Raw genomic sequence first — 22,340 nt, 5'->3', positions numbered from 1 at the left:
GGGAGCGGAGACATGTCCTGGATACGCAAGGTCGCCAGCCACTGGGAAGCGTGGCGGCGCACCGTCCGGCTGGCCCGGGAGCAGCAGCGGCACTACAAGGAGGACAAGGAACGACTCAAGGCCGAGTACCGGGCCGCGCGGAAAGCCGGGAAGGCCGCCGAGAACCCGGGCCCGCCGCCCAGCGGCTTCAGCCTGCTGCCGTGGCTGCTGATGGGGATGGGTGCCTTCTCCAACATCTTCCAGGGCAAGACCCCCAACCCGTGGATCGGCGGCACGGGGCTGCTCGCCTTCAACTCCCTCTACATCTACGTGGCGTTCCGCGCCTTCTGCAAGGAGACACGCGAGGCGACGTCCACGCGGGTGGCCCTGGGCCTGATGGCCCTGCTGACCTGCTGTCTGGCCATCGGCTACGGCGGCAACTGGCTGCTGTTCTTCCCGCTGCTCGGACTTGCGACGGGTGCGGTCGTGCGCGGGCCGCACCTGCGCAGCATCGGCACGGCCCTGGCCGTGCTCGCGGCCGCGGTCTGCACCGTCCGCGACGGCTGGAACGGGCTCAACATCGCCTACGCCACCTGGATCTCGACGATGGTGACGGCCGCGATCCTGTCCCTGTCGGAGGCGGTACGGGAACTGCGCGCCGCCCGCGAGGAACTCGCCCGCCGGGCGGTCGAGAAGGAGCGCCTGCGCTTCTCCCGCGACCTGCACGACCTTCTCGGCCACACGCTCTCCGTGATCGTCGTGAAGTCGGAGGCGGCCCGCCGCCTCGCCCACCGCGATCTGGAGGCGGCGCTGGTGCAGGTGACGGACATCGAGTCGGTCGGCCGCCAGGCGCTCACCGAGATCCGCGAGGCCGTGACGGGCTACCGCGAGGGCAGCCTCACCACGGAACTGGACCGCGCCCGCTCGGCCCTGGCCGCCGCCGGGATCGAACCCTTCGTACGCCGCTCGGGCGCTCCCCTGATGCCCCAGACCGAAGCGCTGCTCGGCTGGGTGGTCCGCGAGGCGGTCACCAACGCCGTACGTCACAGCGGCGCGACCAGCTGCGAGATCACCGTCGACAGCACGTCCGAACGCGTCCGGCTGACGATCGCCGACAACGGCAACGGCGAGCCCTCCACGCCACCCCTGTCGGGCATCGGCGGAACCGGCCTGAAGGGCCTGACCGAACGCCTCGCGGCGGCGGGCGGCTCCCTGCGGGCCGGCCCGTCGCCGCGCGGCGGCTTCACGGTCACCGCCGAACTCCCCGTGGAGTCCGAACTCCCCGCGGAGTCCGGACTCCCCGTGGAACCGGTCGGCTCGTCACTCGCCGGGGCGGCTACGGCGCCCAGGGCTGACTGACCACCCAGCTCACGTCGTCGGTCCACGACGTGGCGCTGTCCCAGGCGTTCGAGCCGCCGTCACTGGCGATGTAGACGTTGTAGTTGTAGTGGCGGATGTATTTGCTCGGGTAGTTGGACGATGCGAACGACGTCCCCGTCCCGCTCTTGCCGGTCCCGGGGCAGAACGTGGCGTCGGATCTGAACGTCGCGCTGCCGTCCATGGGCTGCCTGAGGAGCTGGAAGTTGTAGTGCCGCAGGAAGTCACCCGGGTAGTTCCTGGACTCGAAGGAGACGCAGGAGCTGTTGGCGAGGCCCTGGCGGACGATCCAGGTGGCGTCGTTCTTGTCCAGGCTCGAACTGCTCGACGTGATCGAGGAGATGACCGCCGCGTTGTTCTGGTGGCGGATGTAGTCGCCGGTGCAGCACGAGGTCGTGGCGCGCAGCGAGATCTCCGAACCCGGTGTCAGCGAGCCGGTGGAGCCGGTCGAGCCGCCGTAGCCGACGGAGACGATGTTCGCCTGCACGGAGTTGTCGGCCGCGTCCGTCGGGATGCCCGAGGTCATCACGCCCTCGAAGAAGGACCCGATCGAGCCGTTGCTGTTGTCGCCGCCGATGCCCAGGATGATGGCGCCCTCCTGGTGCATGGGCGAGTACCCGCCGCCGTTGACCGTCGGTTCACCGCCGGAATATGTGGTGGTGAGTCCACCTGACTGGGCATTTCCGTATTTCAGCGCGAAATGGTTCTGACCGTTGTTCTTCAGCAGTGCGGTCACGAACGGCATCGGGCCCGTGCCGGTGTTCGACGAGTTCTTGCTGTAGCCGGAGTCGGACTGGAACAGCCCGTTCTCCAGGTCGGCCTGCACCCACGGGCCCGCCCCGTTGCACGGCGAGAACCAACACTCGGTGCCGAAGTTGATTGCGTCCATGTGGCCGTTGCCGGTGTCCTTGTTGTTGGTCTCGGCGTTGCCGTAGTCGAAGCAGCACCGGCCGTTCACATGGGTGCCGGAGGTCACCATGTACATCCCCTCGGGCTGCCCGTTGACGGCCACACCCGAGGTGGAGTTGTTCCGGTAGCCCATCCCGGCCGAGATCTCCAGCCCGTAGACCTGGTGTCCGCCGACGGTCACCGGCAGCGCGTCCGCGGGCGCGCCGACATCGGCGGCGCCGGCACCGCCGGCCGGCGCGACGGTGAGGTCGTTGTGGCGGGACGACTGGTCGTAGATCCTGGTGATGATGCACGTCGTGCCGCCGCAGAAGGAGTCCTGGGCGGCCGCGTTGGCATAGCCGCCCGCCGCCAGCAGGCCGATGTTGCTGGTGGCGCTGTCGGAGGCGCGCTTCACCTGGTAGAGCGGGCCGTTGTAGGACGAGTAGAGCGCCCTGACGAGGCTGTGCGCGGCGACGCAGGGCGTGCCCGCCGAGGCGTAGATGTCACACGGGAGGGACCCCGCGGCGGCGGCCTGGGGGGCGCCGACGCCGACCGAGAGGCCGAGGACGAGGGCGACCACGGTCGCGAACGCCGACAGCGCGGACAGGACCGTGCTTCTGAAGCGTTGTGGTCGGGGGCGGCGGAGTCTGCGGATCACGGTTGTACCTCTTCCGTTCCTGGTGGGGCAGTGCGGGTATCCGGTCGAAATATCGGACAGCGTTCGATCGAAATGCCGAACCTATTCCCGGTCGAAATGCCGAACAAATACGGGACTTGGCACGGCACAGGAATTGCATAGGCGATCACTGAATGCCGGAGCCGATTGTTTGCCCACTGTCAGAAGCCGTCAAGACTCGCGGTACGGAACTGTGACGACTCTTTAATTGCCCACCGCCTCAGGCGCATTGGCCGCCCGGGGCCGGGTCCTGTCGTCCACCACTGCCGGACCCCGCGCCGTACGCTTGGCCTCGTGGATGAGATGCCCAGAAGTCACCGGCCGACGAAGTGCATCCGGGTCCTGCTCGCCGAGGACCAGGGCATGATGCGCGGCGCGCTTGCCCTGTTGCTCGGCATGGAGGAGGACATCGAAGTCGTCGCGCAGGTCTCGGCGGGCGACACGATCGTGGACGCCGTGCTGACCCACCGCCCGGACGTAGCCCTCCTGGACATCGAACTGCCGGGCAGGAGCGGCCTGGATGCGGCGGCCGAGCTGCGCGAGCAGGCCCCGGACTGCCGGGTGCTGATCCTCACCACCTTCGGCCGCCCCGGCTATCTGCGCCGCGCCATGGAGGCGGGTGCCGCGGGCTTCCTGGTCAAGGACGGGCCGGTGGAGGACCTGGCCGCCGCGATCCGGAGGGTGCTCACCGGCGAGACGGTCGTCGACCCGGCGCTGGCCGCGGCGGCCCTCAGCGCCGGTCCCAGCCCGCTGACCGCGCGCGAGTGCGATGTCCTGAAGGCCTCTGCGGACGGTGCGACCGTCTCCGACATCGCCGCCAAACTGCATCTCTCCGAGTCCACGGTCCGCAACTACCTCTCCTCCGCCATCGGCAAGACGAGCACCCGCAACCGCATGGAGGCGATGCGGGAGGCCCGCCAGCAGGGGTGGCTCTGAGCGCCGCCGGCAACATGAACCGCCCTTGCATCGGAATGTCGCCCCACCTGTGCCTCGGTCGTGCGTCCTGGACCTCTCGCAGCGGCGTCGCACGAGACCAGACCTGACGGAAGATCAGATCTCGGAATGGTCAAGAATTCGTTAGTACGCCAAAGCATCGGAATAGTTGCCCGTGCATACGAGGTTTACCCAGCACTTATCCCGCACGGGTCTCGTACGACGCTCTCACCGACGACCCCTGCCGCACCGCTTCACTCCCGGCCTGGAGGCCTCGCCCAATGACGCACACAACGACCGACCAGCCCGCTCGGAGGCCATCCGGCGCGATCGTGCCGGTGCTCGCCTTCGCGGGCATCGTTGTCGCGGTGATGCAGACCTTGCTCGTCCCGGTCATCAAGGATCTGCCGCAACTGCTGAGCACCGCGCCCAGCAACGCCACCTGGGTCCTGACCTCGACCCTTCTCTCCGGCGCCGTGGCCACCCCGATCATGGGCCGCCTCGGCGACCTCTACGGAAAGCGGCGCATGCTGCTCGCCAGCCTGGCCGTGATGGTGATCGGCGCACTGATCAGCGGCCTCACCAGCGCCCTGATGCCGATGATCGTCGGGCGTACGCTCCAGGGCTTCGCGATGGGTGCGATTCCGCTCGGCATCGGCCTGATGCGGGACATGCTGCCCCGTGAGCGGCTCGGCTCCGCGATGGCCCTGATGAGCTCCTCGATCGGCGTCGGCGGCGGACTCGCGCTGCCCGCCGCGGCCCTGGTCGCCCAGCACACCAACTGGCACGCCCTGTTCTTCGGCGCCGCCGGACTCGGCGCCCTCTCGATCCTCCTCACCCTCCTCGTCGTGCCGGAGTCCCCGATGCGCGCCGAGGGCTCCTTCGACCTGCTCGGCGCGCTCGGCCTGTCCGCCGGCCTGGTCCTGCTCCTGCTGCCGATCACCAAGGGCAGCGACTGGGGCTGGTCGTCCGGCACCACGCTGGGCCTGTTCGCGGCCTCCGTCGTCGTCCTCGTCCTGTGGGGCGTACTGGAGCTGCGGGTCAAGGCGCCGCTGGTCGACCTGCGCACCACGGCCCGCCGCGAGGTGCTGCTCACCAACCTCGCCTCGATCATGGTCGGCGTCTCGTTCTACGTCGTCTCGCTCGTTCTGCCGCAGCTGCTCCAGCTGCCCGCCGCCACCGGCTACGGCCTCGGCCGGTCGATGGTCGTCGCGGGCCTGTGCGTGGCCCCGCTGGGCCTGACGATGATGTTCACCGCGCCGGTCTACGCCCGCCTGTCCGCCAAGTACGGCCCGAAGGTCACCCTGATCACCGGCCTGCTGATCATCGCGATCGGCTACGGCGGCGGCCTCGGCCTGATGGACGCCGCCTGGCAGACCGTGGTCACCTCGGTGGTCCTGGGCGCGGGCATCGGCCTCGCCTACTCCTCGCTGCCCGCGCTGATCGTCGGCGCGGTCCCGGCCTCGGAGACCGGCGCCGCCAACGGCCTCAACACCCTGATGCGTTCGATCGGTACGTCGGTCTCCAGCGCCGTCATCGGCATGGTGCTCGCCAACACCGCCAACCATGTGAACGGTCTCGCGATCCCCACCATGCACGGCTTCCGCGTCTCCTTCCTGATCGCGACGGCCGCGGTGGCAGTCGGTCTGCTGCTCGCTCTCTTCCTGCCCAACGCGCGCCGGTCGGCCGCCCCGCAGCTGCGCGCGAGCAGCGAGGAGGACGCCAACCTGGAGCGTGCCGAAGAGGTGCTGCGCGGCTTCCGCGGCCGGGTCCTGGACGCCGGCGGCGCACCGGTCGCCCGCGCCAAGGTCACGCTGATCGACCGCAGGGGCCGCCAGGCGGGCGCCACGCTCTCGGCGGAGGACGGCAGCTATGCGCTGGCCGTGCCGGCGAAGGGCCCGTACGTCCTGGCCGCCAAGGCCGCGGGCCACGCCCCGCTCGCCTCGTCGGCCACCCACACGGGCGACGACCGTCCGGTGGATCTTGACCTCTCGCTGCCGGGCGAGACGGTCTCCGCCTGACCCGGCTCCGGACACCTGACCCGGCTCCGGACACCTGACCCAGTTCCGGACACCCGCACCCCCCGTCGCGCGCGCGGCGGGGGGTGCGGCAGCATGGAGCGCCCATACATACGTACGACCGGAAGGACCCCTATGCCCGCGGCACCAAAGCCCGAGATCCTGGCCGCCTTCGAGGCCGCGAAGGGCTTCATGCCGCTCCGCGAGGGGCTCGCGCTGTACGAGGCCGCGGTGCAGGCCGGGCGGCTGGGACTCCCCCTGCTGGAGGTCGGCACCTACTGCGGGCGGTCCACGATCCTGCTCGCCGACGCGGCCCGCGCCGCCGGGGTGACCGCGCTCACGGTCGACCACCACCGCGGCAGCGAGGAACAGCAGCCGGGCTGGGAGTACCACGACCCGGAGACGGTCGACCCCGAGATCGGCCTGATGGACACGCTGCCCACCTTCCGGCGCACGCTGCACAAGGCGGGCCTGGAGGACCACGTGGTCGCGCTGGTCGGCCGTTCGCCGCAGGTGGCCAGGGTCTGGAACACCCCGCTGGGCCTCGTGTTCATCGACGGCGGCCACACCGACGAGCACGCAGGCGCCGACTACGAGGGCTGGGCCCCCCATGTGGCCGAAGGCGGGCTGCTCGTCATTCACGACGTCTTCCCGGAGCCGGAGGACGAGTTCACCGGCCAGGCCCCTTACCGCGTCTACCTCAGGGCGCTGGAGTCCGGCGCGTTCACGGAGATCTCGGTGACCGACTCGCTTCGCGTGCTGAGGCGAATCGAGGCGGGGAGGGCATCGCGCGGTTAGGGTCGCAGGCATGTCGTACGTAGGACCGGACTTTGAACCGCCCGAGCCGCGCCGTCCCCGGCGTGGGCCGTTGACCCTCGCCGTCGCCGCGCTGGTGCCGACCGCGCTCGTGGGCTGGCTGGTCTATGAGGCGGTGGCCGACACCGGCCGCGGATCGGCCGGCGCGGCGCCCGCGACACGCTCCTCGGCGTCCGCGCCGACGTTCGCCTCGCCGACGAACGACGGCAAGCAGGGCACGTCCCCCGGACAGACGCCGACCGCCGTCACCCGGTCCGCCACCGGGCCCCTCAAGGGCAAGGTCGTCCTCGTCGACCCGGGACACAACCCCGGCAACTTCCGGCACACCTCCGAGATCAACCGCAAGGTGGACATCGGGACGAACCGGAAGGAGTGCGACACCACGGGCACGTCCACCAACGACGGCTACACGGAGGCCGAGTTCACACTGGACGTCTCGCGCCGACTGCGCACGCTCCTCGAACAGCAGGGCGCCACGGTGAAGTTCACGCAGGACGGGGACCGCCCGTGGGGCCCGTGCGTGGACGAGCGGGCACGGATCGGCAACGAGGCGCACGCGGACGCGGCGATCTCCATCCACGCGGACGGCGCGTCCGAGGGCGACCGGGGCTTCCACGTCATCCTCCCGGCCTCGGTGCACAAGGGCGTCGCGGACACCCGGCCGATCGTGGCCCCCTCCCGCGACCTCGGCGAGCGCGTCGCGGGCAGCTTCGTCCGCGTCACCGGAAGCGCGCCCTCCAACTATGTGGGGAAGGGCACCGGTCTCGACGTACGCAGCGATCTCGGCGGTCTCAATCTGTCAACGGTTCCCAAGGTGTTCATCGAGTGCGGCAACATGCGCGATAGCAAGGACGCGGCATTGTTGACCAGCGGCGCGTGGCGGCAGAAGGCGGCGCAAGGAATCTCCGAAGGAATCGTGAGCTTCCTGCGCGGGTAGCGATCACCCGTCCGATCCCGGCGGACACCCAGGTCGGGCTGACGATAATGTCGTCCCTACGATGAGGGGCCACCCCCGCGCTTCACACCGCGGCCCGAGGGCGACATGGTGACAGCGACGCCTCCACCGACGACGAGACGACAGACGAAGGACCCGAAGTGAATATCCGCTCCCTCACTAGAGGCGACGGCGTGGTGATCGGAGCAGCGGTATTGCTGTTCATCGCGTCGTTCCTCGACCTCAGCGGCTGCAGCGGCCCCGACCAGTTCTGCAGCCAGGTCAACATCCCCAACTCCTGGGACAGCCTCGGACTGGGGCTCGGCACGTACATGAGCGGCGTCATCGGTGGTGCGCTCGTCGTGTTCTCCCGACTGCAGCCCGCGCCGCGCAAGGTCGTGGGCCTGGACCTGGGAGCTGTCGGGGTCACGCTGACCGTCGCCTCCGCCTGGGTGCTGCTGTGGACGCTCATCGACGCCACCGACTCGGGCTCCGGTCTCATCCTCGGCTTCATCGCCGCCCTGATCCTCGCCGGCGGAGCCATCGCCACCCCCCTCGTCCCGGCCTTGCAGGCGGCCCTCGTCCCCGCGCCCAAGCCCGCTGCCCCTCAGCCCTACGGGGCGCAGCCGCAGGGCGGTTACGGCTACCCGGGCGCCCAGCAGCAGCCGTACGGCGGCCAGCCGCAGCAGGGTCAGCAGTTCGGCGGGCAGCAGCAGGCTCCCGCCGCGGACTTCTCGCCGTTCTGGTTCGCCGTGCCGGTGCCGCGTCCGCTGTACCCGGAGGACGGCTCGCAGACGCCGATCGCCGAACTGGCGCCTGGCACCTGGTACTTGGCCGTCGAGCAGCACGGCCCCGGCCTGGTGGCACAGACGCAGGACGGCCGCCGCGGTGTGCTGCAGGACACGAGCGGAATCCAGCGCGGCTGAGCCGGCCGCCTTCCGCGCACGGCCCCTCGCCCTTCCGGGCGGGGGGCCGCTGTCGTACAGTCGCAGCCCGGACAGCGAACTGACGAACCGTCAGACATCCGTGGGACATCTGCGCCTGGAGGCGACATGCGGCTCGGACTCGCGCTCGGCTACTGGGGCCGTGGCCCCGCGACGGACCATGTCACGCTGACGCAGGAGGCCGAGCGGCTCGGCTACGACTCCGTGTGGACCGCAGAGTCCTGGGGGTCGGACGCCTTCACCCCGCTGACCTGGATCGCGGCGCAGACGTCAAGGATCAAGCTGGGCACGGCGGTTGCCCAGATGGCCGCCCGCTCCCCCACCACGACGGCCATGCACGCCCTCACCCTCGACCACCTCTCGGGCGGACGCATGATGCTGGGCCTCGGGCTGTCGGGGCCGCAGGTCGTCGAGGGCTGGTACGGGCGGCCGTTCCCGGCGTCACCGCTGACCGCGACCCGGGAGTACGTCGACGTCGTACGCCAGGTCCTGCGGCGCGAGGGCCCGGTCGTGCTGGACGGCCGCTTCCACGCCCTCCCGTACCCGGGCGCCGACGGCACGGGCCTCGGCAAGCCGCTGAAGCCGATCACGCACCCGCTGCGGGCCGGCCTGCCGGTTCTGCTCGGTGCCGAAGGGCCGAAGAACGTGGCCCAGACGACCCGGATCGCGGACGGCTGGCTGCCGCTGTACTGGTCGCCGACCCGTCCCGAGGTGTACGAGGCGTCACTGAGCGGGCTCCGGGACGCCCGCGGGGGATCGAGCAAAGGTGACTTCATCGTCGCCCCCATGGCCCGGGTGAAGGTCTGCGACGACGTGGCCGAGGGGCTGCTGCCGGTGAAGGCGATGCTCGGCTTCTACATCGGCGGGATGGGGCACGCGGCACACAATTTCCACGCCGACCTGATGGCGCGCATGGGGTACGAGGAGGAGGCGCGGCGGATCCAGCGGCTGTTCCTGGAGGGCCGGCGGGAGGAGGCGGTGCTGGCCGTGCCCGACGCCTTCGCGGACGAGATCTCGCTGGTCGGACCGCGTGAACGCATCGCGGAACGGCTGGAGATGTGGCGCAAGGGCCCGGTGACGGACCTGCTGGCCCTGGCCCCGGACCCGCACACGCTCCGGGTGCTGGCCGAACTGAACGCGTAGGGCACCGCCCCGCGGCGCTGCGCGGCGGTGCCCCGTGCGGTCGCGTCGGCCGGTGTCAGCCGGACGCGAGCTGCCGGGCCGTGGGGACCTGGTTCCTGACCGGGGCGCCCGCGCTCTTCCCCGCGTCCTTCACCTTGCCGATGACGTCGTCGAAGGAGCTCACGGCCGCCGCGTCGCCCTTGCGGAGCTTGGCCGGCAGACCCTTGAGCCCGTCGATGCCTGCGGTGAGCGGGGCGAGGGCCCGGGACAGCTTGGGGTCGCCCTGGGCGTTGCGCGCGGCGGCCTGGAGCCGGTGGTACGCGAAGGTGCCCGCGAGCCCCGCCTTGACGAGAGCAGCCGTCCGCCCCTTCGCGCCCTTCTTGAACGCGCCGGCCTTCCAGGGCTTCACGATCCACTGGTACGTCGCCCCTGCCGCGAGCCCCGCGTTCGCCACGAAGCGGGTCCTGGCGAACTTCTGCCGCTGCGCGGAGGTGGTCGGGGACGGCGTGGCCACCGCTATGTAGGCGGCGGCCTCCTGCGCCGTACTGCCACCGCAGGCGGCGGCGCCGACGAACAGCATGCTGCACAGGGCGAGCGCCACGGCGAGGGCTCGTATCGGTACACGCACGGTGGGCCTCCGGATCTCGGCTCTACCGGCAGCCTCACCCGCCCCGCCCGACGCCGCCGCCCCGGCGCGCCCGTTCGGGTGACTGCCCGGCAGGTTTCGGCCAGGGACAACGGGCAACCCGAAGGGCATGTCCCCTCGATATCGCAACGGCGCCAACCAGGCCGGCTCGGTCATCGCGATCGTCGCCGACGTCATGGCCTTCATCCTCGGCCTGTGGATCCTGATGTACCTGCTGGACGCGAACCCCGCAAACGACCTGGTGCAGTTCGTGCACGACGCGGCCGCATGGCTGGCGGGGTGGTCGCACGACCTGTTCACGTTCCACGAGGCGTGGGCGCGGGTGGTCGCCGGATACGGTCTCGCCGCGGTCGTATACCTGTTCGTGGGCCACGCGATCGCCAACCGGATCCACCGGCACTGAGCACCCGTTTCCGGAGCCCGGGCCCCGCACTCACTGCCGAGTGCGGGGCCCGGGGCCGTCGGCGCGGGCCCGGCCGCCGTCAGCGGATCGCGGTTCCGAACGCCTTGCCGCCGGACGGGATGCCGTCCTTGCCCGGCTGGTACACCGTCACCGGCTGCTTCGCACCGGAAGCCTCGTAGGAGGTGACGTTCTGCCACGGCACGCTGTAGACCGCGCCCTGCGCGTGCGGGCCCGTCGGCATGCCCACATAAATGTGGGTCGGGGAGACGCCGATGGCCTGGCCCATCCGCTGGTTCGCGCCCGGCGTACCCGGAACGCCGTTGTGTCCCGCATACAGGACGTCGTTGTGCGGGCCGGGAGCCCCGAGGAGGGTCATGGTCTGCACCGCACCCGCAGCGGCGACCGATCCCTGGGTCTCGCCGGGGACGCCCACGACGAGCTGGAGCGTCTGCCAGGTGGGAGTGGTCCTGGGCGACAGGTTGATCGCCTGAAGCGTCTCGCCGAACCGGTCGTTGGTCTCGACGCCCCCGATGACGTCCGGCTGGTCCTGGTGAATCACCTGGTACTGGGACCAGTTGCCGGTGGCGGGGATCTTGAATGTCATCACCTCGCCGGCGTTCTTCACATCCGTCCCGGCCGCATTGGTGATCGACTCGCCCGGGACACCGGCGGCCAGGATGGAGTCGCCGTTCGTGCCGTTCTCCACCAGAGCGACGGAGGTGCCGAGGGCGTCGCCGGCCTCGGAGCCTCCTGAGACCTTGTCGGTGTTCTGGTTGATGTCCGCTCGCTCCGTCGGCCTGCCGTCCGACTGGAGCTTGTGCGACAGCACCCACACGGCACCGGCGTCGGCGGCCTTGCCGATGTCCTCGCCCGGTGCGCCGATGGCGATGTTGTTCGCGTCCGCGGCGACGGACCAGCCCACCTTGTCCCCGGCCTCCAGGCCGCCGGTCATGCCCGCGCCCTGTGCCAGGGAGACGCTCGTGCCGCCGCGCACGTAGAAGACCACGCCCGCGTCCTCCTTGTCGCCGACGGACTCACCGGGAACACCGATCACGATGTACGGGCTTCCGTCCCGGGTCTGCCCGGCCGCGACGGAGTAGCCGAGCATGTCGCCCTTCTCCTTCGCCGCCGCCTTCAGTGCGCCGTTGCCCTCGCCCTCCACGTAGTAGTCGGAGGCGCGGCCCTTGCCCAGCCCGGCGGCGGAGCCGTAGATGACGGAGACCATGCCGGTGTCCGCGATCGACCCGGCATCCTCGTACGGCACGCCGACGACGAGGTCGGTGTAGCCGTCCTTGTTGTAGTCCACCGTGGCCAGCGAGTGGCCGAAGCGGTCGCCGGCCTCGGCATCGCCCGGGACGGAGGACAGGCTCTGGTCGAGCTGGACGTTGCCCTTGCCGCCGCCGTAGACGACGTGCACGGCACCGGCCTCGGCCTTGTCGTCGACGGTCGCCTTCGGGTCGCCGATGGCGATGTCTTCGATGCCGTCTCCGTTGAAGTCGACGAACGGGGCGGTGTCGATGGTGGAGTTCACCCAGGAGGCGAGGTCGTCGGTGCGGGCGGCAATGCCCTTGGTGGACGTCTGCGCCTTGTCGATGCCGAAACAGCCGCCCTGGTCGGAGCGGGAGGCCACCGAGACGATCTGGGCGATGTCCCCGGCGGTGCGGAACAGGGGCGCACCGGCGTCGCCGGCGCAGATCGCGGCGTTGTCACCGGTGACCTCCACGTCGCTGCCACTTGGGGCGGTTGCGGTGAAGGTCCCGTTGTGTGCCTTGAGAGGGGCCCACTCGTCGTTCGTACGGCCGTAACCGGTCAGCGTCAGCTTCTCGCCCGCCTGTGCGGGAGCGGTGGCGATCTGGGCGGGGCGGACACCCGTGACCGGGGCGGACAGTTTGGCCAGCACCACATCCCGGTCATCGCGGGGGACCAGCTGGACCACGGTGCGCTCCGCGCCGTCGGCCTTGGTCAGGTCGGTGCGGCCGATGACGGCCTTGGTGGCGAGCTTCGGGGCCCCGGCCGGGATCTTGACCGACTCGCCGGGGTTGTCGGCGAAGCAGGAGGCGGCGGTGATCAGCCACTCCGGGTCGATCAGGGCGGCACTGCACGCCTTGGTGCCGTTGCCGATGTCGAGGTGTGCGGTGAAGCCGTGCGTGCCGTCCGCCTCGGCAGGTCCGGTGACAGCGTGGGCGGACAGAGCGGGGGCGCCGATCGCGGCAGCGGCGACCAATGCCGCAAAGGCGGTACGCCGTCTTGGAGTTGTGCGCATGCTGTGTGGCCCCCGGCTAGTTGCTCGTACGGATCTCGACGAGTTCGAATTCGCGGGCCTGCGGGTCGGCGGACTCTCCGACCGGCGTCCAGTTGCCCTTGGAGACCTGCACCTCCTGCGGCGTGTTGTCGGACGCGTGGAGGGTGACGTCGGCGGCGTGATCGGCCGAACCCTTGACCGCGAACACCGAGGGGATTTCCAGGGTGAGGTAGCCCGAGGTGCCGGTGGTGCGGAAGCAGATCTTTTCGTTCTTCCGCGACCACACCTCCATCAGCCCGGTGCCGGAGGAGCAGTCGGCGAGGATGATGTGGCCGTCGCCGCGCTTGAGGACGATCCCCTTCTCCTCCTTGATCTTGTCGGCGCCCGGGTAGTTGAAATCCTCGACCGCATAGCCGGGTTGGTCGTTGGCGACCGTCACCGGGGTGCGGGATGCGCTGTCGTGCGAGGAGGAGGTGGCGGCGACGATCGCGGCTGCGCAGGCCGCGGCAGCCGCTCCGGTGGCGATGATCCGCCGTGCGAGCTTCATGCAAGTCCCTTGTGTGGAGGGTGGGTTGAGCGCGAATCCAAACACGCGTTCCCCCTTTCCGCCACCCAATTAACCGGGCATCCAGCAGTAAATCGTCACATGTGAGGCGTGTGGCCTTTCTCATTGCCCTCACAGGCAACTTACAAGTGGTCAACAGACTCTTCACTTGCATATGTTCACGACGCGCACATGCCATGTTTCCACTCAACTCCCGTACCAGTAGTGGGACATGGGCGGCTGACACACACCTCATGTCTGGCGGAATGCCGCCGCACGCGCGCCGCCAGGCATCGATCCCGAAGGACAACTTTGGACAGCACTTACTGGAGCAGGCGGCGCGTTCTCGGCGCCCTCGCGGCCACCACTGCCGTCGCCGCCACCTCGAGCCTCGTGCTCAACCCCGTGGCCGCCAGAGCAGACACCCCACCGGCCGACGACGACAGTGACCCGTTCAACCTGCCCGACACAGACCGGGCGAAAGCCGTCAAGGCGTGGCTGCTGGGCGGCAAGTCCGTCCGCGCGGCGGCGGAAGCGGCGCTGATCGGCTCCGACACCGACATCCAGACCTTCCTGACCACCGAACTCCCCAAGGCCACGTCGGAGGACAACCTTGTCGCCGTCGTCACCTCCCTCTCCGGAGGCGGCAAGGGCACCCGGCGCGAGGCCGCCGCGGCGATCGACGGCGGCGACGCCGCCATCGCGGACTTCCTCAACGGCGGCTTCAAGGCCGCCATCATGGAAGACCTGCGCGTGGCCACCACGACCGTGATGGCCACCGGCGACAAGGCCGTACGCCGCGACGGCGGCGCCGCCCTGGACGCAGGCACCCAGGCCGCCCTGGAGAGCTTCCTCACCGACGGCCAGTACACCGCCCGTGAGGAGGACATGCGCGTCGAGGTGTCCAAGCTCATGGTGCAGGCGGGTCCGGAGGTGAGGAAGTACGCCTCCCGAGCCCTCTCCGGCACCGCGAACGACATCGAATGGTTCCTCGACACCGGGCAGCACATCGCCCGCGCCCGCGACCAGGAAGCCACGACGATCGAGGAGCTCGTCGCGGTCGTCGAACGCGAGGGCAAGAAGGCCGACGCGAAGACGAAGCAGGCCGAGGAAGCAGCCGCCCGCGCCGCGGAGGCCGCCGCGAAGGCCAAGGAAGCGGCGGAGAAGGCCGCGGCCGAGGCCCAGGCGGCCCAGGACGACGTGGCCAAGTCCGGCAGGGCGGCCCGCAAGGCGGCCGAGTCCGCGAAGGGTGCGGCCGACTCGGCCCGTGTCGCCATCCGCGCCTCCCACGCCGCCGTCCAGGCGTCCCGCCGCGCCGCCTACGCCGCCACCGCCGCGAGCCAGGCCGCAGCCACCGCCGGATCCGCCGCCGCCAGGGCATACGGCGCTGCCATCGCCGCCTCCAAGGACGCCACCAAGGCATCCGCCGCCAAGGACGCCGCGGTCGCCGCACGCAACGCCGCGGCCCAGGCCCGTAGCGCAGCCAAGGCCGCCGACTCCGCCGCCACCGCTTCGGCCCAGGCCGCGAACGCCGGGTCCGCTGCCGCCTCGGCCGCCCGTAACGCCGCCGCTGCCGCAAATGCTTCCGCCGCAGCCGCGTCCGCCGCGGGCAGGGCACAGGCGGAGGCGGCGGAGGCCAAGCGGCAGGCGCAGATCGCGAGCACCAACGCCGAGATCGCCACCAACGCCGCCGGAACGGCGCAGGCCTTGGCGAACACGGCGGCGGCAGCCGCCCGCACCGCACGCGACGCCGCGAACAGCGCTGCCGACCACGCGGACAAGGCTGCGGACGCTGCCGAATGGGCTGTCAAGAACGCGGGCAAGGCTGTCGAGTACGCGAAGAAGTCCACCGAGTTCGCCAACGAGGCCACCAAGGCCGCGAACACCGCCACCGACGCCGTCACCCAGGCGGTCGAGGTGGAGAAGAAGGCGCGGGAGGCCGAGTGGCAGCGCCTGGACGAGGACATGAAGCAGGCGATGGAGGAAGCCCGCCTGCTCGCGCAGATCGAAGAGCTGGAGAGGGCGGAACTCGCCGACAGGCGTACCCAGGCCGAGCAGGCCGAGCAGGCCACGAAGGACCTCGTCTCCCGGGCCGAGTCGGCACTGAAGGCGGGCGACACGGGCCTTGCCGCCACCCTCGGGCGCAAGGCGGCCATCGCCCTGATGAACTCCCGCGGTACCTGGTCGCGTGAGGCAGCGCGGTTCGCCCTGTCCGGCGCGGACGCCGACATCCACGGCTGGATCGACACCGACCGGCAGGTCGCGCAGAACCAGGACGACCGGGAGACCGTCCTCTACCTGGCCCAGGTCTCCGCCCCGGACGTCGCCGACGCCGCGGCCAAGGCGTTGGACAGCGACGACCCGGACGCCGCGACGAAGTTCCTCACCGCCAACGCCATCCAGGCCGCCGCGATGGACAACCGCGTCGCGGTCTCCCGCGTCCTGACCAACAGCCCCGGCAGCGCCGTGACCAAGGCGGCCAACGACGCGATGAACGCCGGAACCGCCGAGGCCCTGGACTCATTCCTCCGCGTCACGTACGAGGCGGCACAGCGGGACGACGACGCGGTCGCCACCGCCGCTCTCATCGGCAAGGCGGGCCCGTACACCAAGGCCCACGCCCAGGCCGCGATGGAGGGCCCGGCCTGGATGCGCCGCAACTTCCTCGCCTCGGTCCAGCACAAGACCGCACAGCTCGACTACGACTCCGCCACCCACATCGCCGCCCTGCAGGGCGCGATCGCCGCAGCCGCGAAGATCGCCCACAAGGCGCAGGAAGACGCCGCCCATGCGCAGGAGGCGGCTGCGAGGGCCCGCAACTCCGCCACGGAGGCGCAGCAGTGGGCGGACAAGGCGAAGAAGTCGGCCGACAAGGCCGCCACTTATGCCAAGCAGGCGGACGCGAACGCGGACGACGCCGAGCAGTCGGCCAAGGACGCGCAAGCCTCGGCCGACAGGGCGAAGCAGGCGGCCGCCACCGCTCGCACGGCCGCGCGCTCGGCGAACTACTCCGCCAACCGCGCTGTGGATGCCGCCGCGCGCGCGGTGGCATCCGCCAACTCGGCCCAGGCGTCGGCCGCTTCCGCCCGCGCCTCCGCCATCCAGGCGGGCAAGGACGCGCAGACGGCGGCGGCAGCCGCAAGCCAGGCGCACCAGATCGCCACGGCCAAGCGGAAGGCCGAAATCGCGGAGGCGGCCAGGAAGGCGGCCGAGGAAGCGCGCAAGGCCAAGGAAGCCGGGAAGAATCCGGCCGACTCGCCCGACAACGACAACGTCAAGGGCGGCCTTCCCTGGTGGAAGAAGGACGCGCGGGTGGCGGCGAACGTCACCAACTGGCTCAGCATCGGTACCGGATTCGCCTCCGCCGGTTTCGGCATAGCCGGAGTGATCTTCCCGCCGGCCGCGCCGATCCTGGAACCCATCGCCGGCTACTTGGCGTACTCGTCCCTCGCCTTCGCCGGACTCAACGTCGTGTTCACCGGAATCGGCTACGGCTGGACGAGCGGCGAGTTCAAGTCGTCCCTGGCAAGCGCCGCGCTGGGCCTGCTCACCTTCGGCCAGTCCAAGTGGATCGGAGAGCTCGGCAAGGTCGGTGAGGAGGTAGTGGCTCCGGTGGCCACGAAGATCACGCAGTTCGGACACGATCTCATATCGCCGGTCACCGGTCTGCTGGGATCCCTCGGATTCTGAAAGAGTGTGACCCAATAGCTGCACCAAGGGCTGGCGGCGGAGTGCCGCCGGCCCTTGTGCGCTGCCGAAAGGACCGATCTTGCTTGCACGGCTGCCCCTCGCCTACCTGTTGTTCATGGCAGGTTTCGCCACCTTCGTCCTCTGCCTCGCCATACACAGGTGGATAGGTGCACGGAAGCTTACGGTGGCCTTCCTTGTCATCTCCGTCGCATGCTGCCTCGGCATGATCGCGGTTGGAGCCAACCAGCATCAGGGCTGGAATGCTCGACAGATGCTGGTTCTGTATTCCTTCACATGGATCGGAATCGCGATCGGCTTCTTCCCGTCCAGGAAGATTTTGCTCGAATACAGCGATGAATGGCGTCGAGGCGTGAAGAGGGACCAATACGAGTACCCCGCGCGGTACCCGGCGGCCGTATGCGCTTCGGTCATTGTCATGGATGTCCTGGCATTCATTCTTGCGACATGACCGCACACCGTCCGCCCGGCGTACCCAAGTGACCCTCTAGGCGCAGCAGTCCGCGTCCAGGCCCCGCGGCAGGCGGTCGCCGCCGAAGACCGCGCACGTGGGCTCGTCGCCACCGAGCGCTGCCACGGCGAGCAGGAGCGAACCCGCGGTCCACGTGGTGAGTTCCCTCGGCCAGATGGCCTCGTCCTCGAAGACGTAGCCCGTCCAGTAAAGGCCCGTCTCCGGGTCCCTCAGATGCTGGATCGACTGGAGGATCTCCAGCGCGCGGTCCGACTCGCCCATCGCCCAGAGCGCCAGGGCGAGTTCGGCCGACTCGCCGCCGGTCACCCATGGATTGGGGACGACACAGCGCACGCCGAGGCCGGGGACGACGAAACGGTCCCAGTCCGCGTAGATGCGCTCCTTCGCCTCCGGGCCCGTCAGGGCGCCGCCGAGGACCGGGTAGTACCAGTCCATCGAGTAGCGGTCCTTGTCCAGGAACCGCTCGGGGTGCCGGCGTATCGCGTGCCGCAGCGCGCCGACCGCCAACTCCCAGTCCGGTTGCGGCTCTTCGCGCTGCTCGGCGATGGCCAGCGCACAACGCAGCGCATGGTGGATGGAGGAGCATCCGGTCAGCAGCGCGTCCGCCGTGCCCGTGCCGTCGTCCTCCCGCTTCCAGCCGATCTGCCCGCCGGGCTGCTGCAGCAGGAGCACGAACTCCACGGCGGCGAACACCGTCGGCCACATGCGGTCGAGGAACGTGTCGTCGCCGGTGGCCAGGTAGTGGTGCCAGACGCCGACGGCCACGTACGCGACGAAGTTCGTCTCACGGCCGCGGTCGGTCACGTCCTCGGGGTCACCGTCGGCGTAGGCCGCGTACCACGATCCGTCCTCGTTCTGGTGCCGTGCCAGCCAGTCGTACGCCCTCTCGGCCGCCGCGTGCTCACCGGCCGCGTCGAGCGCCATCGCCGCCTCGACGTGGTCCCACGGGTCGAGGTGGTGCCCGCGGAACCACGGTATGGCTCCGTCCTCCCGCTGCACGGCGAGGATCCCGCCGACAGTCGCGGCGGCCTGCTCGGCGGTGAGGACCCCGGGCAGGACGAGGTGTTCTGTCCGGGGAGTCGTCACCGGGCGGCCGCCTCGGAGGCCTCGGACAGCAGCGGCAGGTGCGGCTTCGTCGCGTACGCCACGAAACTCTTTCCGATCAGCGGGTTGAGCGCCTGTTCGGCGACCCGGGTGGCGAGCGGCTTCTTCATGATGTCCCAGACCAGGAGCTTGTGGTACGCGCGCACCGGCAGCGCCTTGTCGTTGTCGACGCCGAACGCGCACTTCAGCCACCAGTACGGCGAGTGCAGCGCGTGCGCGTGGTGAGTGCCGTACGGTTCGAGCCCGGCGCCCCGGATCTTCGCGAGGAGTTCGTCCGCCTTGTAGATACGGATGTGGCCGCCCTCGACCTCGTGGTAGGCGTCGGACAGGGCCCAGCAGACCTTCTCGGGGCCGTAGCGCGGAACGGTGATGGCGATGCGCCCGCCCGGCTTCAGCACCCGCACCATCTCGGCGAGGACGCCCTTGTCGTCGGGGATGTGCTCCATGACCTCGGAGATGATCACGACGTCGAAGGACTCGTCGGGGAAGGGGAGCGCGAGGGCGTCCCCTTCCATGGCGGTCGCGGTGGCGCCGGCCGGCGCCTCGCCCGCCTCCTTCATCGCCGCGAACCACTTGGCGACCTCACGGATCTCCTCGCCGTTCCGGTCGAGCGCCACGACCTGCGCGCCGCGCCGGTAGCACTCGAACGCGTGCCGTCCGGCACCGCAGCCGAGGTCCAGGACACGGTCGCCGGGGGCGAGCGGGAACCGGGAGAAGTCGACGGTCAGCACGTGGCCCTGCTTTCGGGATCGGGTACGAAGATTTCTTCGAGTCCAGTGGTGTGTACCGGTTCGGCGACCGGCCGGGCGAGGGGCTGGGCCATGGCCTCGCGGTACCGCGCCACCGTGCCCTCGGCGGCCTTCGCCCAGGTGAACCGCCGCAGTACCCGCTCACGGCCCGCCGCGCCGAGCCGGACCCGGAGCTCCGGGTCGCCCAGCAACCGGCTCAGCCCGGCGGCCAGCGCCCCCGCGTCGCCCGGCGGTACCGCCAGGCACGTCTCGCCGTCCGGCCCGGCGACCTCCGGTATGGCCCCACCGGTCGTGGCCACCAGCGGCGTACCGGTCGCCATCGCCTCCGCCGCCGGCAGCGAGAAACCCTCGTACAGCGAGGGCACGCACGCCACCTCGGCCGAGCGCACCAGGTCGACCAGCTCCGCGTCGGAGATGCCCTTCACGAACTCGACGGCGCCCTCGAGGCCGTACCGCTCGATCGCCTGCGCGACCGGGCCGTCCTCCGCGCGCTTGCCGACGACGACGAGGTGCGCCCCGGGGTACTCGGTGCGCACCTTGGCGAGCGCCTCGATGAGGAAGACCAGCCCCTTGAGCGGCACGTCCGCGCTGGATGTCGTCACGATCCGGCCCGGCACCTGCGGCACCGAGGGATCCGGCGAGAAGAGGTCGGTGTCGGCGCCGATGTGCACGACGTGGATACGGTCCTGGGAGACGCCCAGGTGGTCGACGATCTCCTGACGGGACGTGCCGGAGACGGTGAGGACCGAGGGCAGCCGGCGCGCGACCCGCTTCTGCATGCGCGTGAACGCGTACCAGCGCCGTACGGACGCCCGTCGCTGCCATCCCCGGGCCGCGTCCAGCTCCAACTGCCGGTCCACGGTGATGGGGTGGTGGATGGTGGTCACCAGCGGTGCGCCCACGTCGCCCAACAGGCCGTACCCGAGCGTCTGGTTGTCGTGCACGATGTCGAAGTCGCCGCGGCGGGCGCGCAGATGGCGGCCGGCGCGCAACGAGAACGTCAGCGGCTCGGGGAAGCCGCCGGTCCACATCGTGGCGACCTCGAGGGCGTCGATCCAGTCCCGGTACTCCTCGCGCCGCGGGGTGCGAAAGGGGTCGGGCTGGCGGTACAGGTCGAGGCTGGGCAGCTCGGTGAGGGAGAGCCCCTCCAGGCCGTCGCCCTCGTCGAGCACGGGGTAGGGCTGCGCGCCGATGACCTCGACCCGGTGGCCGAGCCGGACCAGCTCGCGCGAGAGGTGCCGTACGTACACGCCCTGGCCGCCGCAGAACGGGTTTCCCTTGTAGGTGAGGAGCGCGATGCGCAACGGGCGGTCCCCGTCGGCGGCCGAGCCCTCCTCGGGGCCTGCCTCCCTGGCCTCAGCGGTCACTCTCGGCCCCTTCTTCCTGCCATTTCCCGCGAGATTACGCCGGGACGGTAATGTAGAACAAGTTTCAGACTTGATCGTTCAGGAGGCTCTGAATCTACCGGCAGGTAAGGGCACTGTGAGCAGTGGATCAGGTGATTCGCGCCACGGCGCGGAGCCCTACCATGCTGTCTGATCACTCGCCCTCACCGACTGTCACGGAACAACGGAACGGGACCCATGCCTACGGAAGCCAAGGTGCCAGCCAGTACCGCGCGACCGGCGGCGCAGCCGGCCTCATCTCCGCTCACCGAGCGGCAGGAGGCGCGCCGCCGCCGGATCCTGCACGCGAGCGCACAGCTGGCCGGCCGAGGCGGTTTCGACGCGGTGCAGATGCGCGAGGTCGCGGAGTCCTCGCAGGTGGCCCTCGGCACGCTGTACCGCTACTTCCCCTCCAAGGTGCACCTGCTGGTGGCCACCATGCAGGACCAGCTGGAGCACCTGCACGGCACCCTCAAGAAGAAGCCGCCGGCCGGGGAGACGGCGGCCGAACGGGTGGCGGAGACCCTGATGCGCGCCTTCCGCGCGCTGCAGCGCGAGCCGCATCTGGCCGACGCCATGGTCCGCGCCCTCACGTTCGCGGACCGCAGCGTCTCCCCCGAGGTGGACCAGGTCTCCCGCCAGACGACGGCGATCATCCTGGACGCGATGGGCCTGGAGAACCCGACTCCGGACCAGCTCTCCGCGGTCCGCGTGATCGAGCACACCTGGCACTCGGCCCTGATCACCTGGCTCTCCGGCCGGGCGTCCATCGCCCAGGTCAAGATCGACATCGAGACGGTGTGCCGGCTGATCGACCTCAGCGCATGAGCTGATCGACCCGGGCATACAAAAAGGCACAAAAAGACCTACGAGACGGGTTCGGATGACTTTCCGGTCTTTCAACCTTCCAGCCCCTCGGCCGACCGATGTCGGCCCCAGCGGAAACCGAAGCTTCACGCCAAAGTCGGCAACTTCCGGTCGAGTTTCCTTGCTCGCCCCGTAGGCAACTTTCAGGATATAACGTCCACCGCCGGATGGAACCCCCTGAACCATGATTCTTTTGCCCAAACCATGATTTTTTGGACAAATCCGGCGGATGCCCCGATGATCCGGTCCCGATCCAGACTCGCGCGGGGGCGAACGGCGAACGTCGCCCGATGCGGCACTAGTCCTCCGGCGGAAACACCGGCTCCCCGCTCCCCGCCACCGTGATCACGATCGCCTCCACCGGGCAGGTCTCCGCCGCCTCCAGGATCTGCTCCGCCGCGTCGGCGTCCGGTTCGACGGGGTGGGCCTGCCGGGCGGAATCGAGGCGGAAGGCATCGGCCGCGCGGTGGACGCACTGCGCGGAGCCGATGCAGACCGAGCGGTCGACCTCGATGTGCCAGCGGTCTCCCATG

The 22,340-nt window shown here is 70.2% G+C and carries 19 protein-coding genes; 11 read left to right on the top strand and 8 right to left on the bottom strand.

The window, feature by feature from the left end; all coding sequences use genetic code 11:
* Positions 1 to 12 precede the first annotated feature (12 nt).
* Complete coding sequence (locus ABT186_RS20305; protein ID WP_351227996.1) at positions 13 to 1,338, top strand: sensor histidine kinase; 1,326 nt, start codon at positions 13 to 15, stop codon at positions 1,336 to 1,338.
* On the opposite strand, the gene ABT186_RS20300 is transcribed toward ABT186_RS20305, so the two are convergent.
* On the bottom strand, positions 1,316 to 2,902 hold the full coding sequence (locus tag ABT186_RS20300; protein ID WP_351227998.1) for an alpha-L-arabinofuranosidase B: 1,587 nt from the start codon (positions 2,900 to 2,902) through the stop codon (positions 1,316 to 1,318). The genes ABT186_RS20305 and ABT186_RS20300 overlap by 23 nt on opposite strands.
* Positions 2,903 to 3,223: 321 nt before the next feature.
* Here ABT186_RS20300 and ABT186_RS20295 point away from each other — a divergent pair, with 321 nt between their 5' ends.
* From ABT186_RS20295 to ABT186_RS20270, 6 genes are all read left to right on the top strand, one after another.
* On the top strand, positions 3,224 to 3,856 hold the full coding sequence (locus ABT186_RS20295; RefSeq protein WP_351926192.1) for a response regulator: 633 nt from the start codon (positions 3,224 to 3,226) through the stop codon (positions 3,854 to 3,856).
* Between the two features lie 278 nt (positions 3,857 to 4,134).
* The gene (locus ABT186_RS20290) at positions 4,135 to 5,874 is read left to right on the top strand and encodes an MFS transporter (RefSeq protein WP_351228000.1); all 1,740 of its coding nucleotides are present in this window, start codon (positions 4,135 to 4,137) and stop codon (positions 5,872 to 5,874) included.
* 132 nt (positions 5,875 to 6,006) lie between these two features.
* A complete protein-coding gene (locus ABT186_RS20285; protein ID WP_351228002.1) occupies positions 6,007 to 6,669 on the top strand; it encodes a class I SAM-dependent methyltransferase in 663 nt (220 codons plus the stop codon).
* Positions 6,670 to 6,679: 10 nt separating this feature from the next.
* On the top strand, positions 6,680 to 7,624 hold the full coding sequence (locus tag ABT186_RS20280) for an N-acetylmuramoyl-L-alanine amidase (protein WP_351228004.1): 945 nt from the start codon (positions 6,680 to 6,682) through the stop codon (positions 7,622 to 7,624).
* Positions 7,625 to 7,782: 158 nt separating this feature from the next.
* Positions 7,783 to 8,547, top strand: coding sequence for a DUF5336 domain-containing protein (locus ABT186_RS20275; protein ID WP_351228006.1), 765 nt, complete (start codon positions 7,783 to 7,785; stop codon positions 8,545 to 8,547).
* Positions 8,548 to 8,673: 126 nt separating this feature from the next.
* The gene (locus ABT186_RS20270) at positions 8,674 to 9,708 is read left to right on the top strand and encodes an LLM class F420-dependent oxidoreductase (protein ID WP_351228008.1); all 1,035 of its coding nucleotides are present in this window, start codon (positions 8,674 to 8,676) and stop codon (positions 9,706 to 9,708) included.
* Positions 9,709 to 9,763: 55 nt separating this feature from the next.
* Here the strand turns inward: ABT186_RS20270 and ABT186_RS20265 are convergent, their stop codons facing one another.
* Positions 9,764 to 10,315: a hypothetical protein gene (locus ABT186_RS20265; RefSeq protein ID WP_351228010.1), complete on the bottom strand. Its 552-nt coding sequence runs from the start codon at positions 10,313 to 10,315 to the stop codon at positions 9,764 to 9,766.
* A 127-nt stretch (positions 10,316 to 10,442) separates the two neighbouring features.
* Here ABT186_RS20265 and ABT186_RS20260 point away from each other — a divergent pair, with 127 nt between their 5' ends.
* Positions 10,443 to 10,736, top strand: coding sequence for a hypothetical protein (locus ABT186_RS20260; protein WP_351228012.1), 294 nt, complete (start codon positions 10,443 to 10,445; stop codon positions 10,734 to 10,736).
* Positions 10,737 to 10,815: 79 nt separating this feature from the next.
* Here ABT186_RS20260 and ABT186_RS20255 read toward each other — a convergent pair whose 3' ends face one another.
* On the bottom strand, positions 10,816 to 12,999 hold the full coding sequence (locus ABT186_RS20255; protein ID WP_351228014.1) for a trypsin-like serine protease: 2,184 nt from the start codon (positions 12,997 to 12,999) through the stop codon (positions 10,816 to 10,818).
* A gap of 16 nt (positions 13,000 to 13,015) precedes the next feature.
* Positions 13,016 to 13,525 (bottom strand): hypothetical protein, encoded by a 510-nt coding sequence (locus ABT186_RS20250; RefSeq protein WP_351228016.1) that lies wholly within the window; start codon positions 13,523 to 13,525, stop codon positions 13,016 to 13,018.
* A gap of 309 nt (positions 13,526 to 13,834) precedes the next feature.
* Between ABT186_RS20250 and ABT186_RS20245 the strand changes: the two genes are divergently transcribed.
* Positions 13,835 to 17,212, top strand: a complete 3,378-nt coding sequence (locus tag ABT186_RS20245) for an ALF repeat-containing protein (RefSeq protein ID WP_351926132.1) — start codon at positions 13,835 to 13,837, stop codon at positions 17,210 to 17,212.
* A gap of 79 nt (positions 17,213 to 17,291) precedes the next feature.
* Positions 17,292 to 17,681, top strand: a complete 390-nt coding sequence (locus ABT186_RS20240) for a hypothetical protein (protein ID WP_351926130.1) — start codon at positions 17,292 to 17,294, stop codon at positions 17,679 to 17,681.
* A gap of 36 nt (positions 17,682 to 17,717) precedes the next feature.
* Here ABT186_RS20240 and ABT186_RS20235 read toward each other — a convergent pair whose 3' ends face one another.
* From ABT186_RS20235 to ABT186_RS20225, 3 genes are read right to left on the bottom strand one after another with little or no spacing between them, the layout of a single operon-like run.
* Complete coding sequence (locus ABT186_RS20235; RefSeq protein WP_351228022.1) at positions 17,718 to 18,788, bottom strand: prenyltransferase/squalene oxidase repeat-containing protein; 1,071 nt, start codon at positions 18,786 to 18,788, stop codon at positions 17,718 to 17,720.
* Positions 18,785 to 19,537 (bottom strand): class I SAM-dependent methyltransferase, encoded by a 753-nt coding sequence (locus ABT186_RS20230; RefSeq protein ID WP_351228024.1) that lies wholly within the window; start codon positions 19,535 to 19,537, stop codon positions 18,785 to 18,787. Before ABT186_RS20230 ends, ABT186_RS20235 begins: the two co-directional genes overlap by 4 nt.
* Complete coding sequence (locus ABT186_RS20225) at positions 19,531 to 20,922, bottom strand: glycosyltransferase family 4 protein (RefSeq protein ID WP_351228026.1); 1,392 nt, start codon at positions 20,920 to 20,922, stop codon at positions 19,531 to 19,533. The genes ABT186_RS20230 and ABT186_RS20225 overlap by 7 nt, the downstream gene beginning before the upstream one ends.
* A gap of 216 nt (positions 20,923 to 21,138) precedes the next feature.
* Between ABT186_RS20225 and ABT186_RS20220 the strand changes: the two genes are divergently transcribed.
* The gene (locus ABT186_RS20220) at positions 21,139 to 21,768 is read left to right on the top strand and encodes a TetR family transcriptional regulator (protein WP_351228028.1); all 630 of its coding nucleotides are present in this window, start codon (positions 21,139 to 21,141) and stop codon (positions 21,766 to 21,768) included.
* A gap of 337 nt (positions 21,769 to 22,105) precedes the next feature.
* On the opposite strand, the gene ABT186_RS20215 is transcribed toward ABT186_RS20220, so the two are convergent.
* Positions 22,106 to 22,339, bottom strand: a complete 234-nt coding sequence (locus ABT186_RS20215) for a ferredoxin (RefSeq protein WP_351926128.1) — start codon at positions 22,337 to 22,339, stop codon at positions 22,106 to 22,108.
* Between the last annotated feature and the right edge of the window lies 1 nt (position 22,340).

The sequence above is a fragment of the Streptomyces sp. NPDC001634 genome (assembly GCF_040298185.1).
In the GTDB taxonomy this organism is placed as follows: domain Bacteria; phylum Actinomycetota; class Actinomycetes; order Streptomycetales; family Streptomycetaceae; genus Streptomyces.
Note: the sequence above shows the minus strand (reverse complement) of the source record. Positions and strands in the feature narration are given on the sequence as shown.

Excerpts from the sequence above, each read along its gene's own strand:
- ABT186_RS20305 (WP_351227996.1), top strand. The coding sequence starts at position 13 with ATGTCCTGGATACGCAAGGTCGCCAGCCACTGGGAAGCGTGGCGGCGC.
- ABT186_RS20295 (WP_351926192.1), top strand. The coding sequence starts at position 3,224 with ATGCCCAGAAGTCACCGGCCGACGAAGTGCATCCGGGTCCTGCTCGCC.
- ABT186_RS20290 (WP_351228000.1), top strand. The coding sequence starts at position 4,135 with ATGACGCACACAACGACCGACCAGCCCGCTCGGAGGCCATCCGGCGCG.
- ABT186_RS20285 (WP_351228002.1), top strand. The coding sequence starts at position 6,007 with ATGCCCGCGGCACCAAAGCCCGAGATCCTGGCCGCCTTCGAGGCCGCG.
- ABT186_RS20280 (WP_351228004.1), top strand. The coding sequence starts at position 6,680 with ATGTCGTACGTAGGACCGGACTTTGAACCGCCCGAGCCGCGCCGTCCC.
- ABT186_RS20270 (WP_351228008.1), top strand. The coding sequence starts at position 8,674 with ATGCGGCTCGGACTCGCGCTCGGCTACTGGGGCCGTGGCCCCGCGACG.
- ABT186_RS20260 (WP_351228012.1), top strand. The coding sequence starts at position 10,443 with ATGTCCCCTCGATATCGCAACGGCGCCAACCAGGCCGGCTCGGTCATC.
- ABT186_RS20255 (WP_351228014.1), bottom strand. The coding sequence starts at position 12,999 with ATGCGCACAACTCCAAGACGGCGTACCGCCTTTGCGGCATTGGTCGCC.
- ABT186_RS20250 (WP_351228016.1), bottom strand. The coding sequence starts at position 13,525 with ATGAAGCTCGCACGGCGGATCATCGCCACCGGAGCGGCTGCCGCGGCC.
- ABT186_RS20220 (WP_351228028.1), top strand. The coding sequence starts at position 21,139 with ATGCCTACGGAAGCCAAGGTGCCAGCCAGTACCGCGCGACCGGCGGCG.
- ABT186_RS20215 (WP_351926128.1), bottom strand. The coding sequence starts at position 22,339 with ATGGGAGACCGCTGGCACATCGAGGTCGACCGCTCGGTCTGCATCGGC.